The following is a 17,557-nucleotide window of genomic DNA, read 5'->3' as shown; positions in this document are numbered from 1 at the left end:
CCGTCAATAAAGAACATGCCCGTCAGGCAATCAATTCTGGAGTGCAGGCCCGGCCGCTGGCGGCTGCCTGTCGGATAGCGTCGACCAGTGCCAGGGTACGCCCCCCATCGGCGGCATCAATCAATGGGGCCTGCTCGCCACGGGCCACGCGCACGAAATGCTGCAACTGAAGGGTCAAGGCTTCGCCAACCGGGATACTTTCCTGGCTTTGCAGCAATGGCGTATGCCACCCTGCCCCCGCCTGGGCGTAATGCCAATGCTTGAGCTGCGGAATGCTCAGTGAGCCCTGGGTGCCCGCCAGCAGGTAGCACGGCTGATCCGGCTGACGTGGGTAAACCGGGCTTTCGCCCGAGTCCAGTTCCCAACTCCAGGGCGCCGCCACAGCGTCTGAACCGGTCAGGCTGCCCAGGGCGCCGTTCTCGAACTGCAGCAGCACGGCCGCGCTGTCTTCATTGGCAAAACCGCGCACATCGTTGCGGGTGAAAGCCTGCACCTGCACCACTTCACCGCACAGGTAACGCAGCAGGTCGAGGTCGTGAATGAGATTGGTCAGGAGAAAGCCCGCCCCCGGCTCGCGTCGCCATGCGGTGTCGAAGTAGCTGTCAGGCTTTTGCAGTTGCCACATGGCCGTAACGTTGATCAGCCGGCCGAGCGCGCCGTCGCCAATGACCTGATGGGCCTTGGCGATCAGCGGGTTGTGCCGGCGGTGGTGCCCGACAAGAACGGGCACACCCGTGCGCCGTGAGGCCTCCACCAGGGTGCGCACTTCATCCAGGTGCACACCCACCGGTTTTTCCACCAGCACAGGCACGCCCGCCTGCACACAGTCCAGGGCCGTCAGCACGTGCTGGTTGTTGGGGTTGGCGACAATCACGGCCTGCGGCTGCACCTTGTCGAGCATCACGCGGTGGTCCGCGAACCAAGGGACTGCGCATTCAGCAGCGAACGCCTCGGCCTGTGGGCCTGGGTCTGCTACCGCGCACAGCTGCGCGCCCGGCACTTGCTGCAGGTGCTGGTAGTGCTGGCGGCCCATGATGCCTGCGCCGACCAGCGCGATACGTAGAGGTGAAGTCAAAGGAAGGTCCTCGGCAGATTATTGTTGGCTTTCTGGAACAGGATTCCGGATTCAATAACCAGCACTGTAGAACTTCGTTCCTGTTTTCGACATCCCTGCCATCAGACACTGTTCGGTAATCGACCAGTAAGCGCCTCAGGCGAACAGCTCACTGGCCGGGCTTGCCACCGAAAGCTCCTGCGCCGCCGCCAGCAACAGTGGCGCTAGCTCGGCCAAGCGCCCTGGCGCAAGCCGTGCACTGGGCCCGGCAATGCTCAGCACGCCGATCACCCCCAGGTCGCTGGGGCGTCGAATCACAGCCGCCAGGGCAGACATCCCGACTGCGGACGTTTGCTCCACCCAGGCGTAGCCCCGCTCCCTGGCGTGGTGCAGGTAGCCGAGTAACTGGTCCATGGAGCGCGGCGCGTTCGGCCCAAACTGTTCGGGGTCGGCGATGCCCTGGCGCAGCACCATCTGCACGGCCTGCTCGTCCTCCAGGCTGGCCAGCCAGGCATGCCCGGAGGCGGTATAGAACAGCGGCGCGTCACGGCCCATGTCCGGGTCGTAGCGCAGGCCGGAGCGCGCGCCCTGGGACTTTGCGATCCACACTTGGCGGGCACCGTCGATCACCCCAAGGCGCACCAGTTCACCAGTGTCCTGGGCCAGGCGGTCAAGGATGGGCTGGACGATGTCAGCACCACTGCTGGCCAGGTAGCGGAAGCCCAGCGCCACAAGCTTGGCCGACAACTGGTAGCGGCTGGTGTCACGGTTCTGGCGCACGTAGCCCAGCCGCACCAGCTCGGTAAGCATGCGGTGAGTGGCGCTTTTGGGAATACCCAGGCGATCCGCAAGGGTTTGCAGGGCCAAGCCCTGGGGCTCGCCGGTAAGGCTTTCGACAAGGCTGAATGCGCGCTCGATTTGACTGCCGGCCATAGGGAGTGTCCTGAAAAAGGGAACGAATTGTGAAAGATGATTCCATGTCGATAAAGGCGCGTGCAGTGTTGAACGGGCCGATTCGACCGATTATCGCCCAATAAACGCGGACTTTGACGCTTCGCTACTTGCGGCCAATGCCGGCCCTCATAAGAATATGGAATCAAGTTCCAATAAAAATACAGGAATCTCGCGATGTCTGCCGCGCCCGTTGAAACCGAATGCGATGTACTGGTCATTGGCTCTGGTGCTGCCGGCCTGGCCGCTGCCGTTACGGCTGCCTGGCACGGGCAAAAGGTGGTGCTAGTGGAAAAGGATGACGTGTTCGGCGGGGCCACCGCCTGGTCCGGGGGTTGGGCCTGGGTACCGCGCAACCCCTTAGCGCGGCGTGCCGGCATCGAAGAAGACCTCACCCAGCCACTGACGTATCTACGCTATGAATTGGGCGAGTTCTACGACGCCGAGCGCGTCGAGGCCTTCCTGCACGCCTGCCCGCACATGGTGGCGTTCTTCGAGCAGCACACAGCGCTGCAGTTCGTGGACGGTAATGGCATCCCCGACATGCACGGCGATACCCCAGGCGCGGCACAAGGGGGGCACCAGGTGATTGCTGCACCCTACGACGCCCGCGAAGTCGGCGCGCTGCTACCGCGCCTGCGCAGGACGCTGCGCGAAACCTCGTTCATGGGGATGCCCATCATGGCGGGGCCAGACCTGGCCGCGTTCCTCAACATGACCCGGTCGCCCAAAGCGCTGCTGCACGTGTGCAAACGCTTCGGCCGCCACCTCTATCACCTGGCACGCTACGGCCGGGCCATGCACCTGGTCAACGGGGTGGCGCTGGTTGCACGCCTGGCCAAGTCGGCGCAGGACCTGGGTGTGCGCCTGCAGGCATCGTCGCCGGCCAGGCACCTGCTGATCGAGCAAGGCAGGGTCTGTGGCGCATCGGTCACCACACCTGATGGTGAGCAACGCATCCGCGCCCGCGCCGTGGTGCTGGCCGCGGGCGGGTTCCCCCACGACACCGCACGCCGTCAGCAATTATTCCCCCGCGACAGCAGCGGCCACGACAACCTGGCCCTGCCCCCCAAGGGCTGCTCAGGCGATGGGCTGCGCCTGGGTGAGTCGGCGGGCGGCATCGTTGCCACCGACTTGAAGTCGCCCGTGGCCTGGGCGCCGGTCTCCCAGGTACCGCACAGCGACGGCAGCATCGGCCACTTTCCGCACATCATCGAGCGAGGCAAGCCGGGCATCATCGGCGTGCTCGCCAACGGCAAGCGTTTCGTCAACGAAGCGCACGGTTACTACGACTACGTATCTGCGATGGTGGCGGCGGTACCGGAGGATCAAGAGGTGTGCTCCTGGCTCCTGTGCGACCATCGGTTCATTCGCCGTTACGGCTTGGGCCATGCACGCCCGGCACCGCTGCCGGTGGGCCCACATGTGCGCAGCGGCTACCTGAAGCGGGCTGCCACCCTCGAGTTGCTGGCGCAGGCCTGCGGGATCGACCCTGCGGGGCTGCGCGCGACGGTGGATGCCTTCAACCTGCATGCCCGCACTGGCCAGGACCCGGCCTTCGGCCGCGGCTCGACATCGTTCAACCGCAAGCAGGGTGACCCGCAGCACAATGGCGCGAACCCCTGCGTGGCCCCTATAGAACATGGGCCGTTTTACGCCGTGAAGGTCAAACCAGGCTGCTTTGGCACCTTCGCCGGCCTGCGCACCGATGGCAATGCCAGGGTGCTGGACGCCAACGGGAAACCGGTCGAAGGGTTGTACGCAGCGGGCACGGACATGGCCAGCATCTTTGGCGGCTGGTACCCCTCAGGGGGCATCAACCTGGGGCCGGCGCTTACGTTCGGCTACGTGGCAGGCCGGCACATCGCCGGTGCCACCGCGTATGAACAGCCAGGGGCGGCCAACGGTTCAGACATGCTGGGTAAAGGCGCCACCCGCTGAGGCGTCCAGCCGGTTCTGGCACCACGCGCCCGTGGTACCGCCAGCCTGCCCTGCACTTCGCGCAAAGACCCTGCGCATGGCCGTGCAGATCGGCGAATCGGCCAGCGCCAGGTTCACCAGGCACTGCTCAACGGTCTGCAGGTGCACCTCCAGCCGTTGGCGCACCTCACGCTCACCATACATGGCCAGCAGGGTGGACTTGCCCTGGTCCAGCCCGGTGCTCTTGCCGCTGGCCGGGTCACGGTCGTGCAGGTCATCGTGCAGCTGAAACGCCTGGCCCAGGGCGTCGGCCAGGCGGTGCAAGCAGGCCAGCTGCGCAGTACCGGTACCGGCCAGCCGGCCGGCCATGCCCAGCAGCGCAGCGAACAACGCGCCCGTCTTGAGCTGGTTGGTCTCGGCGATTTCCGCCGCCGTGCGCGGGCGCGCGCCATCGCGCAAATCCTGTAGCTGCCCTTTGACCAAACCCTCGCTGCCAATGGCAGCGGTGAGGGTTACCACCAGGTCGCTGCGCACCTCCGGTGCCACCGTCTGCAGCCCGGCGACCACGCCAAAGGCGCGCGACAGCAATGCAATCGCCGTCAGTACCGCTACATCCTCACCGAAGGCCAAGTGCAGCGTTGGCCGGCCACGGCGCAGCGCTGCGTTGTCCATGCAAGGCAGGTCGTCCAGCACCAGGGAGGCCGCGTGCACCATCTCCACGGCGCAGCCCAGGTCAAGCGCTGCCTGCGGGCAAGCCCCCAGGCCCTTGGCCGTGAACAGCAGCAACATGGGCCGCAGGCGTTTGCCCGGTGCCAATGTGCAGTCACGCATGGCCGCCGCGACCAAGTCCCGTTCATGCCCGGCGGGTGGCAACAAGGCGGCCAGCCGGGCTTCGATGGCGGCGTGCGCTGCAGCCAGCTGGTGATCGTGGCCGGCGTCGGCGGCGCTGAGCGTGGGGGCTGTGGTCGTCATCCTTGCCTCGCGATGTGGGCGGCCCATTGACCGTAGTAGAAAAGGAACGACTGATGCACGCCGTTGCCTGATGCTGTGCCAATTTTCAGCTTAGCTATACAAAGCGCGTCGCGTTGTACAAGTTGTCTGGCTCATGCACACAGACCGCACGCACCGCAGGATGATTCCCTGGCAATGGAGCCGGCATGAACAAAAGCCCGTTGAGTCAACGCAAGGACGATCATTTGGATATCGCCCTGGCCACCAGCAGCGCCAGCCATGGGGTCGACCCGGGGTGGTCGGCGCTGCGTTTCGAGCACTGCGCCCTGCCTGAAATGGCACTGGACGACGTAGACCTGGGCACCCAGCTGTTCGGCATGCCCCTGCGGGCGCCGTTGCTGATCAGCTCGATGACCGGAGGGGCGGAACGGGCCCGTTTTATCAACCATCACCTGGCCGAAGCGGCCCAGGCACTCGGCGTTGCCATGGGGGTGGGTTCCCAGCGGGTCAGCCTGCGCACCGGCCATGACCAAGGCCTGACCAGTGAGTTGCGCCGGCTGGCACCTGATGCACCGCTGCTGGCCAACCTGGGCGCTGCACAGCTGCGTGAGCCCGATGGCCTGGACCTGGCCCGGCGCGCCGTGGACAGCTTGCAGGCCAACGCGTTGATCATCCACCTGAACCCATTGCAGGAAGCCGTGCAGCCCGAGGGTGATCGCAACTGGCAGGGCGTACTGGCGCACATCGAGCACTTGTGCCGGCATCTACCGGCGCCCGTTGTCATCAAGGAGGTAGGGGCTGGCATCTCCCCGGCAGTGGCACGCCAGCTGAGCGATGCCGGCGTCGCGATGATCGACGTGGCAGGCGCCGGCGGCACTAGCTGGGCTGCCGTGGAAGCCGAACGCACCCAGAATGCCGCCGATCACGCGGTGGCGATGGCGTTCAGCGGGTGGGGCATCCCCACGGCGCAGAGCCTGCTGACGGTGCACCGCGCCGTACCCGGTATCGGCCTGATCGCCTCGGGCGGTGTGCGCGACGGGGTGGATGTGGCCAAGGCCATCCGCCTGGGCGCCGACCTGGTGGGCCAGGCCGCCGGGGTGCTCACAGCGGCCATGGCATCAACCGAAGCGGTAGTGACGCACTTCGACGTGATCATCCGCCAACTGCGCATCGCCTGCTTCTGCACCGGCTCGCAAAACCTTGCCCAGTTGCGCCGGGCACGCCTGGTGCCGCCGCGCCTGGACCTGGCATGAGCCACTTTGCGGTCGTTGCACCGCCCTACCCCAGCCACTTTGCGGCCATGCAGGCGCTGGGCGCCGAGTTGGTCGCGCGCGGGCACCGGGTGAGTTTTTTCCATCAGCCTGAAGCGCAGCGCTGGGTCAGCGACACACGGCTGGGTTACGTCGAGGTTGGCCATGCCGACTGCCCGCCGGGTAGCCTGGACCACGCCATGGGGCTGGTGGCCAGGCCAACCGGGCCGCTGCAACTGCGCCAGCTGATACGGCACCTGGCACAGACCTCCGCCATGCTGTGCAAATGGCTGCCTGCGGCGCTGCGTGAACAGCACGTGGATGCGGTGATCTGCGACCAGATGGAGCCCGCAGGTGCACTGGCCGCCGAACATTGTGGGCTGCCGTTCTTCTCGGTTGCCTGCGCATTGCCGATCAACCGGGAGCCCGGCCTGCCGCTGCCCGTCATGCCCTTCAACCATGGCCTTGACCCGCGCATCTACGAAGGCAGTGAGCGCGTGCATGACTGGCTGATGCGGCCCATGCAACATGCGTTGGAGCAAGCGTGCCTGGCGCTGGGCCTGCCGGCACGCCAGGCGGCCCACCAGTGCCTGTCGCCCTTGGCCCAGTTGAGCCAGACACCCTGTAGCCTGGACTTCCACCGGCAAGGGCTACCCGCACACTTCCATGCGGTGGGCCCGTTGCGCGGCGCACCTTGCACTGCAACACCCGACTGGGCGTTCGACGCCGGCAAACCACTGGTATTCGCCAGCCTGGGCACCCTGCAAGGTCACCGCTTCGAGCTGTTCGCGCGTATCGCCCAAGCCTGCCGTCGCCTGGATGCTCAACTGCTGGTTGCCCACTGCGGCGGGTTGAGCCCGGCACAACAGGCAAGCCTGCTGCAACTGGGCGCCACCCTCGTCACCGATTTCGCCCCCCAACACTGGGCCGTGCGCCAGGCCAGCGTGGTGGTCAGCCATGGCGGCCTGAACACCGTGCTCGACACCGTGGCGGCTGGCACCCCGCTGCTGGTCATCCCCATCGCCTTCGATCAGCCTGGCGTGGCTGCGCGCGTGCGCTACCACCGGCTCGGTGAGGTGCTGTCACGCCATGCCGGGGTCGGCCCCATCACCGATGCACTGGGGCGGCTGCTCAGCCAGCCAGCCCCCACACACCCCGCGCTGCAGGCCGAACTCGCCACCTGCGGCGGCGTCCAGCGCGGCGCTGACATCCTTGAAACCGCATTACGCAGCGGCAAACCTGTGCTGCAGGAGGGCAACCTGTGCGCCATGACCTGATTCTGCTGGGCGGCGGCCTGGCCAATGGCCTGATTGCCTGGCGCCTGCAGCAACTGCGACCGGAACTGCGCGTGCTGTGCCTGGAGCAAGCCGCCGAGCTGGGTGGCAACCACACCTGGTCGTTCCATGATGCCGACCTGACGCCACCGCAGCAGCGCTGGCTGGCACCGCTGGTGGTCAAGCGCTGGCCGGCCTACCATGTGCACTTCCCGGCTTTTTCGCGGTGCCTTGCCAGTGGCTACGCCAGCATCACCAGCGAGCGCTTCGCCCAGGTCATCACCCCTGCCCTGGGCCCCTCCCTGCGCACGGGCTGCCACGTAACCGAGGCTCGCCCCGACCAGGTCACCCTGGCCAGTGGCGAAACCCTGCAGGCCAACGTGGTGCTGGACGGGCGCGGCATTCAGCCCAGCCCGCACCGGGTACTCGGCCAGCAGGCGTTTCTCGGCCAGATGCTGCGCCTGACCGCGCCCCACGGCTTGCAGGCCCCCATCTTGATGGATGCCCGGGTGCCGCAAGGCCAAGGCTATCGCTTTGTTTATGTGCTGCCGTTCAGCAGCGACACCCTGCTGGTTGAAGACACCCACTACGTAGACCGCCAGGCACCGGCCCCCGAGCAGTTGCGCGAACATATCGGCGCCTACCTGCAACAGCGCGGCTGGCATGTTGCCGAATGCCTGCGCGAAGAACAAGGCGTACTGCCCATCACCCTGGCCGACGATTTTCCCGCCTGGTGGGCGGCGCAGCACCGCCAGCCTGCGGTCGGCCTGCGTGCCGGGCTGTTCCACTGCACCACCGGCTACTCGTTGCCGGACGCGGTACGCCTGGCCGACTGGCTGGCCGCCCAACCACTGGACAGCGCAGCCTCGCTGGCCGAGGCGTTGGGCGGCTACCTGGAACAACGCTGGCGAGACCAGCGCTTTTACCGACTGCTCAACCGCATGCTGTTCCTGGCCGGGCGACCGGACCAGCGCTGGCGTGTGATGCAACGCTTTTACCAACTGCCCGAAGGTTTGATTGCCCGGTTCTATGCGGGCCACAACACCTGGCGCGACCGCCTGCGCATTTTGTCTGGCAAGCCGCCAGTGCCGGTCGGTGAGGCCATCCAGGCCGCCTTGCGCCATTCTCCAGCCCATTTCAAGGACCCTTCATGAGCAACGAACGATCCGCTTTGGTTGTCGGCGCAGGCCTGGGCGGCCTGGCCCTGGCCATTCGCCTGCAGGCTGCCGGTGTACGCACCACCCTGCTGGAGGGGCGCGACAAGCCGGGCGGGCGCGCCTACGTCTATCACGACCAGGGCTTTACCTTCGACGCCGGCCCCACGGTGATCACCGACCCGAGCGCCATCGAGGCGCTGTTCACCCTGGCCGGGCGCCCCATGCAGGACTACGTGCAATTGCTGCCGGTGGCGCCGTTCTACCGCCTGTGCTGGGAAGATGGCCGCGCCTTTGACTATGGCAACGACCAGGCCGAACTGGAGCGCCAGATCGAAGCTTTCGAGCCAGCGGATGTGGAGGGTTACCGGCAGTTTCTGGCTTACTCCAAGGACGTTCTGCAGGAGGGCTACATCAAGCTCGGCGCGGTGCCCTTCCTGTCGTTTCGCGACATGCTCCACGCCGGCCCGCAACTGGCGCGGCTGCAAGCGTGGCGCAGCGTGTACAGCATGGTTGCCAAGTTCATCAAGGACGATCAGCTGCGCCAGGCGTTCTCGTTCCACGCCTTGCTGGTCGGCGGCAACCCGTTCGCCACTTCATCGATCTACACGCTGATCCATGCCCTGGAGCGTACCTGGGGCGTGTGGTTCCCCAAAGGCGGCACCGGCGCCCTGGTACAGGGTATGGCCAAGCTGTTCACCGACATGGGCGGCACGCTGGAGCTCAACGCCCAGGTGGAGGCCTTCGAAACCCAGGGCAGCCGCCTGACCGGCGTGCGCACCCGTGACGGGCGCCGCTGGGAGGCCGACGCGGTGGCCTCCAATGCCGACGTGGTGCACACCTATGCCGACCTGTTGGGCGGGCACCCCCGCGGCACCCAGGAGGGCAAACGGCTCAAGGGCAAGCGCTTCAGCAATTCACTGTTCGTGGTGCACTTCGGCCTCAAACGCCCCCAGCCCCACCTGCGGCACCACACCGTGTGCTTCGGCCCGCGCTATCGCGAGCTGATCGACGATATCTTCAACGGCTCCACCCTGCCTGATGACTTCTCGCTGTACCTGCATACCCCCTGCGCCACCGACCCCAGCCTGGCGCCCGAGGGCTGCTCGAGCCACTACGTGCTCGCGCCGGTGCCGCACATGGGCAACGCCGCGATCGACTGGGAAGTGGAAGGCCCGCGCTTGCGGGACCGTATCCTGCAGTATCTGGAGCACCACTACATCCCCGGCCTGCGCGACGACCTGGTCACCTGCCGTATCTTCACCCCGCAGGACTTCCACCACGAGCTCAACGCCCACGTAGGGTCGGCCTTCTCGCTGGAGCCGTTGCTGACCCAAAGCGCCTGGTTCCGCCCGCATAACCGCGACAGCCAGGTGAGCAACCTGTACCTGGTGGGCGCTGGTACCCACCCAGGCGCCGGGGTACCTGGCGTGATCGCTTCGGCCAAGGCCACCGCCGCCCTGATGCTGGAGGACCTGCACCCATGACCCCGGCAAGCCATGACGCGTTGCTGGCCCACGCCGAACACAGCATCGCGGTGGGCTCCAAGAGCTTCGCCGCCGCCTCCCGCCTGTTCGACGCGCAAACCCGGCGCAGCGCAGTACTGCTGTATGCGTGGTGCCGGCACTGCGACGACGTGATCGATGGCCAGCAGGCGGGCCACGATGCGGTGGTGCTGACACCTCAGCAGGCCCGCGAACGCCTGGCCATACTGCAGTTGCAGACCGACGCCGCCTGCGCCGGCCGGCCGGTGCATGACCCGGCCTTCGCCGCCTTGCAGGAGGTGGTGCGCCGCCATGGCGTCACCCGGGACGAGGCATTCGCCTTGCTGGAGGGCTTTGCCCAAGATGTCTCGGGCTGCCGCTATCAGACCCTGGACGAGGTTATGGGCTACTGCTACCACGTGGCCGGCGTGGTCGGCCTGATGATGGCGAGGGTGATGGGGGTTCATGAACAACAGGTACTGGACCGGGCCTGCGACCTGGGCCTGGCCATGCAACTGACCAATATCGCCCGGGATATCGTCGACGATGCCCGGGTGGGCCGCTGCTACTTGCCAGCCACCTGGCTGGCTGAGTTCCAGGTACCCGCCCAGGCACTGGCCGACCCCCGGCACCGCCGCGCCGTGGCAAGCATGGCCCAGCGCCTGGTGGCCGAAGCCGAGCCTTACTACGCCAGCGCCCAGGCCGGGCTGGCGGCACTGCCGCTGCGCTGCGCGTGGGCCGTGGCCACCGCTGGCCAGGTGTATCGGCGTATTGGCCACAAGGTGATGCGGGCAGGCACCGACGCCTGGGACGGGCGCCTGTCCACCACACGGCTGGAAAAGGTGGGCGCGTTGCTCAGTGGCCTGTGGCAGGCCCTGACCCGGCGGCTGCATCGCCACCCTCGGCGGCCTGCGCAGCTGTGGCAGCGCCCTTGCGGCGCAGTGGCCCGTCATGATGAGCACGCAGTTGCCGGCGCAGCCGTTCGATAGAGGGCGCGTACAAGAACCCGAACGAGACGCACCCCTCTTTGCCCGGTACTGCGTGATGCAACAGGTGGGCCTGGTAAAGCCGCTTCAGGTAGCCCCGGCGCGGCACCACTTTGAACGGCCAGCGCCGGTGCACCAGGCCATCGTGGGCCACGAAATACAGCAGGCCATAGGCAGTCATGCCCGCGCCTACCCATTGCAGCGGGTACCACCCGGCGTTGCCCAGGGCGATCAGGATGATGGCCAGCACGGCAAACACCACCGCATACAAGTCGTTCTTCTCGAACAGGCCAGTGCGCGGCTCATGGTGCGAGCGATGCCAGCCCCAGCCGAAGCCATGCATGATGTACTTGTGCGCCAGCCAGGCAACGGCTTCCATGGTTGCCAGGGTGCCGAAGAAGGTCAGCAGCGTAACGGTCATGCTTGCGCTCCGGGCGATGTCGGACAGCGAGGGCGTCCGGTGGTGAATAGTGCAGCTAAGAGTACGAGGGGGCGTTCAGTGTTCCATCACAGCGCTGCCCAAACGGTGTTCATGCTGCCAATCGGCAGTCTCACACAGGATCCCGTATGCTGCCAGGGCAGTGAACGGGTTTAGCCAAGGTTGCTCATGTATTCCTCAGAACGCCTGAAAGGCATTGATGTGTTCGTTACCGTGGCCGACCTCGGCAGCTTCACGGCAGCCGCCGAGCGGCTGAACCTTACCGGCTCTGCGGTGAGCAAGAGCATTGCCAGGCTGGAGGCGCGCCTGGGCACGCGGTTGTTCAACCGCACTACTCGCCGGTTGGCACTCAGCGAAGCCGGCGTGACGTTTTACCGCACCTGCACCTGCGTACTGGCCGACCTCGAAGAGGTGGAGCACGCATTGCTGGTAACAGGCGACCAGCCCCACGGCAAGGTACGCATCGAGCTGCCGGCGTCCTACGGGCGCCTGCATGTGTTGCCGCTGATCCTCGACTTCATTAGCCTGCACCCTTTGCTGCAGCCCCATGTGTCGTTCTCGGACCGTTTCGTCGACCCGGTCTACGAAGGCATCGACATCGTGGTACGCATCGGCGGCCCCGACACCTGGCCAGCCGCGCTGGGGCACCAGTATTTCGGTGCGCAGCGCCTGGTGTTCTGCGCAGCGCCCGCCTACCTGGCCGAGCACGGCGTACCTCAGCATGAGCGGGACCTGGAACACCATCACTGCGTCGGCTATGGCCATACCGACGGCCAGGTCAGCCCCTGGTTGTTCAAGGGCCGCCAACCGGGCGAGATGGAGCAACGCACGCTGCAACCGCGTATCGCGGTGGGCGATGGCGAGGGTGAGGTCGCGGCGGTGCTGGCCGGCCATGGGATCGGCCAGTTACCCACCTGGCTGACCCAACGGCACCTGGACCGGGGTGACCTGGTGGAAGTGCTGCCAGGGCTTGCGACCGACGGCCTGCCGATGAACCTGGTATGGCTGAAAAGCCGCGAAGCCCTGCCCAAGGTACGGGCGTTGCTTGACTACCTGCTGGCGCGGCTGGCGCCACACGGCGCACGGCCAGGGCCGTCAGCCTGAGGTGCAAGGCCCCGCACCAGGGGCACCAGCAACAGCGCCAACAACGCCACCGCTGCGGCCACATAGCCCAGGTTTTCGATGCCAAGGCCAGGAATGGCCAGGCCACCCAGCACGGCCCCCAAGCCGATACCGGCATTGGCTGCGGAAACGTTGGTGGTACCCGCCAGTGCTTGAGCGTGGTTTACCGACGCCATCACCCTGACCTGGCTGATGGGGTACAACGCGGTGTTGGCCACGCCCCACACCGCCAGCGCCAGGCAAAACAGCACGCCCATATGTGCCAGCGGCACCAGTGCTGCCATGCCCATGGCCAGCAACGCCAGAAAACCGGCAGTGGCCATAAGCGCCGAACGCTCCACCGCCCGGCCACCGGCCCAGTTGCCCAGCAACCCGACCGCCCCGAAGCCCATCAGCCACCAGCCGGTGTGGGCTGCCGGCACGCCGGCGACGCGCTGCAGCAGGTCGGCCAGGTAGGTGTAACCGGTGAACATGGCGGTAAACACCACCACTGACAGCAGCACGTTGGCGAGGAAGAAGCGCTCGGTGAAGATCCGCGCCTGACGGGCAAAATCCACCTTCGCCGTACGGGGCACCTGCGGCATCCACACCCACATGGCCAAGGCCATCAGCAGCGACAAGCTGGCCAGCATCCAGAACGCGCCGCGCCAGCCCATGGCCTCAGCCGCCAGGGTGCCCAGCGGAATACCCAGTAGCATGGCTGCCGAAATGCCCAGGTATACCTTCGATACCGCACGCCCGGCGTTGCCCGGCCCGGCCAACTGGCCAGCCGTCTCGCTGGCAGTGCCCCAGAATACCGGCAGCGCCAAGGCCGGAATCACCCGCGCAATGGCCAGTACCCAAAAGCTGCCCGAGACGGCGGCCAGCGCGTTGGAGGCGGCAAACAGCACGAGAATGCCGATAAACAGCCGCTTGCGGTCTAGGTGGGCCAGCAGCGCGGTCAGCAAGGGCCCCGCCAGCATGACCGTGAACGCGAACAGGGTGACCAATTGCCCAGCCACCGAAATCGACACCCCCAGGTCGCGACTGAGCGCGGGCAACAGGCCAACGATCAGAAACTCGGTGGTCACGATAAGAAAGGCGGAAAAGGCCAGGATGGCGATGCTGATCCCGGCGTTTCGATCAGCGGGGGGAACGGCAAGATCAGGTTGTGCAACAGGCATCGGTTAGTACTCACAACAGTAAAGCATCAGTCTATTCGTTCTCTGGCTTCTTATTGCCGGCCATATTTCACAAATTGCCTGAATCCAGATCATCAATTAAGCGCTGATGTATACAACTTTTCAGATTCCTGATTACATAACCGCTCGCCTACGACGTCTGTCATCGCTGACGCGTATTGCGACAGGCTCAAGCCATGTCACTCGTACAACCCAAAAAAACACTGCTGGTCAAAAATGCTGAACTGCTGGTGACCATGGACGGCCAACGCCGCGAAATACGCGGCGGCGGCCTGTTCATTGAAGACAACCTGATCACCCAGGTTGGCCCCAGCGACACCCTGCCCCAACACGCGGACGTGGTGCTGGACATGGCCGGCAAGGTGGTTATCCCAGGGCTGGTCAACACTCACCACCACATGTATCAGAGCCTCACCCGGGTAGTGCCTGCCGCCCAGGATGGGGAACTGTTCAACTGGCTCACCCAGCTGTACCCGATCTGGGCACGGCTGACCCCGGAAATGATCGCGGTATCGACCCAGACCGCCATGGCCGAACTCATCCTTTCCGGTTGCACCACCTCCAGCGACCACCTGTACATCTACCCCAACGGCTGCAAGCTCGACGACAGCATTCACGCGGCCGCCGACATTGGCATGCGCTTCCATGCCGCGCGCGGCAGCATGAGCGTGGGCCGCAGCCAGGGCGGCCTGCCACCAGACTCGGTGGTGGAGAAGGAACCCGACATCCTCAAGGAGTCGCAACGGCTGATCGAGGACTACCACGACGCCAGCCACGGCGCCATGCGCCGCATTGTGGTGGCGCCCTGCTCGCCGTTCTCGGTCAGCCGCGACCTGATGCGCGAAGCGGCCGTGCTGGCCCGGCACTACGGTGTGTCGATGCACACGCACCTGGCGGAGAACGTCAACGACATCGCCTACAGCCGGGAAAAATTCGGCATGACCCCTGCCGAATACGCCGAAGACCTTGGCTGGGTGGGGCACGATGTCTGGCACGCCCACTGCGTGCAACTGGACCAGCACGGCATCGAACTGTTCGCCCGCACCGGTACCGGTGTTGCCCATTGCCCCTGCTCGAACATGCGCCTGGCTTCGGGTATTGCCCCGGTGCGCCGCATGCGGGATCACGGGGTGCCGGTGGGCCTGGGAGTGGATGGCTCGGCGTCCAACGATGGCGCCAGCATGATTGGCGAGGTACGCCAGGCCTTGCTGCTGCAGCGGGTAGGGTTCGGCCCGGATGCCATGACCGCGCGCGAGGCGCTGGAGATCGCCACACTGGGCGGGGCGAAGGTGCTTAACCGTGATGATATCGGCGCACTGGCCCCTGGCATGGTGGCTGACTTCGTCGCCTTCGACCTTGGGAACGTGGCCTATGCCGGGGCCCACCACGACCCGCTGGCGGCGTTGGTGTTCTGCACCCCAACCCAGGTGCACACCAGCGTGATCAATGGCCGCGTCGTGGTGCAGGGCGGCCACCTGGTTACCGTGGACCTGCCACGGGTACTGGAGCGCCACAACCAGCTGGCGCGCCAGCTGGTCAGCGGCGACTGACCGCCCAGCCGGGCCCGCACAGGGTGTGCGCAGGCCCGGCCGTTTTCACAGCGCCATCACCATCTCGTGCCAGGCCATGCCCCCATGCTCGGAGGGTGACGGCTGCACATAGCGGTAGCCCATCTTCTCGTACAACGGCACATGCCGGGCCTTGCACATCAAGTGGATGGTCTGTTTGCCTGCAGCCTTCATCTGGGCGACAAAGGCCTGCATCAGTTGCCTGGCGTAGCCCTTGCCCTGCTGGGCGGGGTCGACCACCACCGACATGATCACCACGTTCGGTGCGGCCGGGTCGTGCCCCACCAGCTCCTTGAAGGCCTCGTCCGACATGACCACCTGGTGGGCACAACCGCTGTTGATGAAGCCAACGATATCGCCATCGCTCTCCAGCAGCAGGAAGCCTTGGGGGTATTGGGTGATGCGGGTGGCGATCTTTTCCAGCGTGGCGGCTTCGTCCCCTTCGTAGGCGCCGGTTTCGATGGCATGGCAGCGGTAGGCATCCTCTGCGACCGGGGAGCGGAATTGAAGCATGGGCATGGCGGTTATCCTTGGGTGAGGCGTAGGGCTGGTCTATGGTAACCGCCCGTCAAGCTTGCCGCGATGCGGTAATGGCAAGCATCATGGGCACCTTACTTGATGCTGCGGATTTGCCGATGACCGTTGTACCCTTGCCACCTGCTGAAGCAAGCCGCTGCAAACGCCTCAAAGCGTCCACCCACCGGGAGCACGACAGCGTCGATCAGCTGGTGGTGGCCGCACGGCCATTCGAAAGCCGCGAACGCTATGCCCGTTTCTTGCAGGTGCAGTACCAGTTCCACGGCAGCCTTGTGGGGCTTTATCAGGATGAACAGCTGAACCGGCAACTGCCGGGCCTTCATGGGTTATCGCGTTTTGCCGCAGTGCAGCAGGACATGCAGGACCTGCTGCTGCTACAACCGCCCGTGCCCACGCGGGTGCGGGCAAGCCCGGCCCAGGCGCTGGGTTGGCTGTACTGCTGCGAGGGTTCGAACCTGGGGGCGGCCTTCCTGTTCAAGTGGGCCCAGCACCTGGGCCTGGACGGCACTTGCGGCGCCCGCCATCTGGCCGCGCACCCACAAGGGCGCGCCTTGCACTGGCAGGCGTTCGTCGCTGGCGTCGATGAACTGAGCCTGACGCAGCAGCAGGAAACCGAGGCGATAGACGGCGCCATTGCCGCGTTCGCCGCCTACCGAAGCCACCTTCACAACGTGTTCGACGCCACGCATTAGCGCAGTGCCCTTAAAACTTGGCCAGTTCTTCCCGGCAAAACTCGACGAACAACTGTGCAGGCTTGGTCAGGTGCACCCGCTTCAACCAGGCGGCAGCCAGACCCGACAGGGCGACCGGCTCGGTAATGTCGAGCATCGCCAGGCGCTGGCCATCGTAGGTGTAGGGCGAATGAGGGCGGGTGACCAGCAGCGAGAAACCAAAACCCTGCCCCACCATGCCGCGCACCATCTCGATGGAGGGTGAGCTGAAGACGATGTTGGGGGTAAGGCCCATTTCATTGAACAGGCTGACGAAATAAGTGCGGCTCGGGGCAACATCCAGCAGGATCATCGGCTCCGGGCACAGGTCACGCAGCGACACCTGGGCCTGCCCGGCAAAGCGGTGGTTCTCCGGCAGCAGTACATAGGGCTTCTGCGGCGGCATCAGTGGCTCGGCCTCGATGGTGCCATCCAGGTCATGGTCGTACAGAAACGCCAGGTCGAAGGTGCCCGCCGTCAGGCCTTGAATCAAATCTTGCTGTTCGCCGTCGCGCAAGCGGATGTCCACGCCGGGGTAGCGCTGCCTGAACCCTGCGATCAGGCGCGGCAGGTACAGGGGCGCGACCGTCTCGAAACAGCCGATGTCGATCTGCCCGGCGACGGTGTCATTGTCGGCCAAGGCATTCTGCTCGAACTCATGGGCCATTCGCAGCAGCGACTTGGCCTTGGCGTAGAAGCGCTTGCCGCTGGGGGTCAACGATACGCCCTGGGCGTGATGGCGGATGAACAACTGCACGCCGAAGCTTTCTTCCAGGCCCTTGATCGCCGTGGAAATGGACGGCTGTGCGATGTAAAGCTGCCGTGAGGCCTCGGCCACGCTCCCAGCCTCAACGGTGGTAACGAAGTACTTGAGTTGTCGCAAGGTGTAGGCGGCCACAGGTTCCTCTCTGACGCGTCAGGGCGCTCGGGAATGATGACCACACTTTACCCCCCGCAGGGTCACGGGTGGCGCAGT

15 protein-coding genes and 1 pseudogene are annotated in these 17,557 nt (G+C 65.6%); 9 read left to right on the top strand and 7 right to left on the bottom strand.

The features are described 5' to 3' along the window. Window positions 1-22 precede the first annotated feature (22 nt). Entirely contained in the window at window positions 23-1,075 is a 1,053-nt protein-coding gene (locus IAE36_RS14410; RefSeq protein WP_201213080.1) for a Gfo/Idh/MocA family protein, read from the bottom strand. Window positions 1,076-1,210: 135 nt separating this feature from the next. Further along, window positions 1,211-1,987, bottom strand: a complete 777-nt coding sequence (locus tag IAE36_RS14405; protein WP_201213078.1) for an IclR family transcriptional regulator — start codon at window positions 1,985-1,987, stop codon at window positions 1,211-1,213. A gap of 195 nt (window positions 1,988-2,182) precedes the next feature. Between IAE36_RS14405 and IAE36_RS14400 the strand changes: the two genes are divergently transcribed. Further along, the gene (locus IAE36_RS14400; RefSeq protein ID WP_201213076.1) at window positions 2,183-3,946 is read left to right on the top strand and encodes an FAD-dependent oxidoreductase; all 1,764 of its coding nucleotides are present in this window, start codon (window positions 2,183-2,185) and stop codon (window positions 3,944-3,946) included. Here the strand turns inward: IAE36_RS14400 and IAE36_RS14395 are convergent. After that, complete coding sequence (locus IAE36_RS14395; RefSeq protein WP_201213074.1) at window positions 3,914-4,897, bottom strand: polyprenyl synthetase family protein; 984 nt, start codon at window positions 4,895-4,897, stop codon at window positions 3,914-3,916. The two genes, IAE36_RS14400 and IAE36_RS14395, sit on opposite strands and share 33 nt — an antisense overlap. Before the next feature lie 185 nt (window positions 4,898-5,082). Here IAE36_RS14395 and fni point away from each other — a divergent pair, with 185 nt between their 5' ends. The 5 genes and pseudogenes from fni to IAE36_RS14370 all read left to right on the top strand — a co-directional run. Then, window positions 5,083-6,129 carry a type 2 isopentenyl-diphosphate Delta-isomerase gene (gene fni, locus IAE36_RS14390; RefSeq protein WP_201213072.1) on the top strand — a complete coding sequence of 349 codons (1,047 nt, stop codon included), beginning with the start codon at window positions 5,083-5,085 and terminating at the stop codon, window positions 6,127-6,129. Beyond that, the gene (locus IAE36_RS14385; RefSeq protein ID WP_201213069.1) at window positions 6,126-7,403 is read left to right on the top strand and encodes a glycosyltransferase; all 1,278 of its coding nucleotides are present in this window, start codon (window positions 6,126-6,128) and stop codon (window positions 7,401-7,403) included. Before fni ends, IAE36_RS14385 begins: the two co-directional genes overlap by 4 nt. Continuing rightward, window positions 7,388-8,554 (top strand): lycopene beta-cyclase CrtY, encoded by a 1,167-nt coding sequence (gene crtY, locus IAE36_RS14380; protein ID WP_201213066.1) that lies wholly within the window; start codon window positions 7,388-7,390, stop codon window positions 8,552-8,554. Before IAE36_RS14385 ends, crtY begins: the two co-directional genes overlap by 16 nt. Next, entirely contained in the window at window positions 8,551-10,041 is a 1,491-nt protein-coding gene (locus IAE36_RS14375) for a phytoene desaturase (RefSeq protein WP_201213064.1), read from the top strand. Before crtY ends, IAE36_RS14375 begins: the two co-directional genes overlap by 4 nt. Next, window positions 10,038-10,970, top strand: a pseudogene (locus tag IAE36_RS14370) (phytoene/squalene synthase family protein); the annotation flags it as partial. The gene IAE36_RS14375 and the pseudogene IAE36_RS14370, both read left to right, overlap by 4 nt. Here IAE36_RS14370 and IAE36_RS14365 read toward each other — a convergent pair. Continuing rightward, on the bottom strand, window positions 10,894-11,445 hold the full coding sequence (locus IAE36_RS14365; protein WP_028634370.1) for a sterol desaturase family protein: 552 nt from the start codon (window positions 11,443-11,445) through the stop codon (window positions 10,894-10,896). The pseudogene IAE36_RS14370 and the gene IAE36_RS14365 sit on opposite strands and share 77 nt — an antisense overlap. Window positions 11,446-11,631: 186 nt before the next feature. Here IAE36_RS14365 and IAE36_RS14360 point away from each other — a divergent pair, with 186 nt between their 5' ends. Beyond that, on the top strand, window positions 11,632-12,567 hold the full coding sequence (locus IAE36_RS14360; RefSeq protein ID WP_201213063.1) for a LysR family transcriptional regulator: 936 nt from the start codon (window positions 11,632-11,634) through the stop codon (window positions 12,565-12,567). Here IAE36_RS14360 and IAE36_RS14355 read toward each other — a convergent pair. Then, the gene (locus IAE36_RS14355) at window positions 12,513-13,748 is read right to left on the bottom strand and encodes an MFS transporter (protein ID WP_201213062.1); all 1,236 of its coding nucleotides are present in this window, start codon (window positions 13,746-13,748) and stop codon (window positions 12,513-12,515) included. The genes IAE36_RS14360 and IAE36_RS14355 overlap by 55 nt on opposite strands. A 194-nt stretch (window positions 13,749-13,942) precedes the next feature. On the opposite strand from IAE36_RS14355, the gene IAE36_RS14350 reads away from it, so the two are divergent. Continuing rightward, a complete protein-coding gene (locus tag IAE36_RS14350; protein ID WP_201213061.1) occupies window positions 13,943-15,316 on the top strand; it encodes an 8-oxoguanine deaminase in 1,374 nt (457 codons plus the stop codon). Window positions 15,317-15,361: 45 nt separating this feature from the next. Here the strand turns inward: IAE36_RS14350 and IAE36_RS14345 are convergent, their stop codons facing one another. Then, complete coding sequence (locus tag IAE36_RS14345) at window positions 15,362-15,853, bottom strand: GNAT family N-acetyltransferase (protein ID WP_201213060.1); 492 nt, start codon at window positions 15,851-15,853, stop codon at window positions 15,362-15,364. Window positions 15,854-15,969: 116 nt separating this feature from the next. Here IAE36_RS14345 and IAE36_RS14340 point away from each other — a divergent pair, with 116 nt between their 5' ends. Next, entirely contained in the window at window positions 15,970-16,563 is a 594-nt protein-coding gene (locus tag IAE36_RS14340) for a biliverdin-producing heme oxygenase (protein WP_201213059.1), read from the top strand. Between the two features lie 10 nt (window positions 16,564-16,573). Here the strand turns inward: IAE36_RS14340 and IAE36_RS14335 are convergent, their stop codons facing one another. Further along, window positions 16,574-17,479, bottom strand: coding sequence for a LysR family transcriptional regulator (locus tag IAE36_RS14335; protein WP_201213057.1), 906 nt, complete (start codon window positions 17,477-17,479; stop codon window positions 16,574-16,576). Between the last annotated feature and the right edge of the window lie 78 nt (window positions 17,480-17,557).

This window comes from Pseudomonas sp. S36 (genome assembly GCF_016647875.1).
Taxonomy (GTDB): Bacteria; Pseudomonadota; Gammaproteobacteria; order Pseudomonadales; family Pseudomonadaceae; genus Aquipseudomonas; species Aquipseudomonas parafulva.
This window is presented reverse-complemented; position numbering and strand designations above follow the sequence as displayed.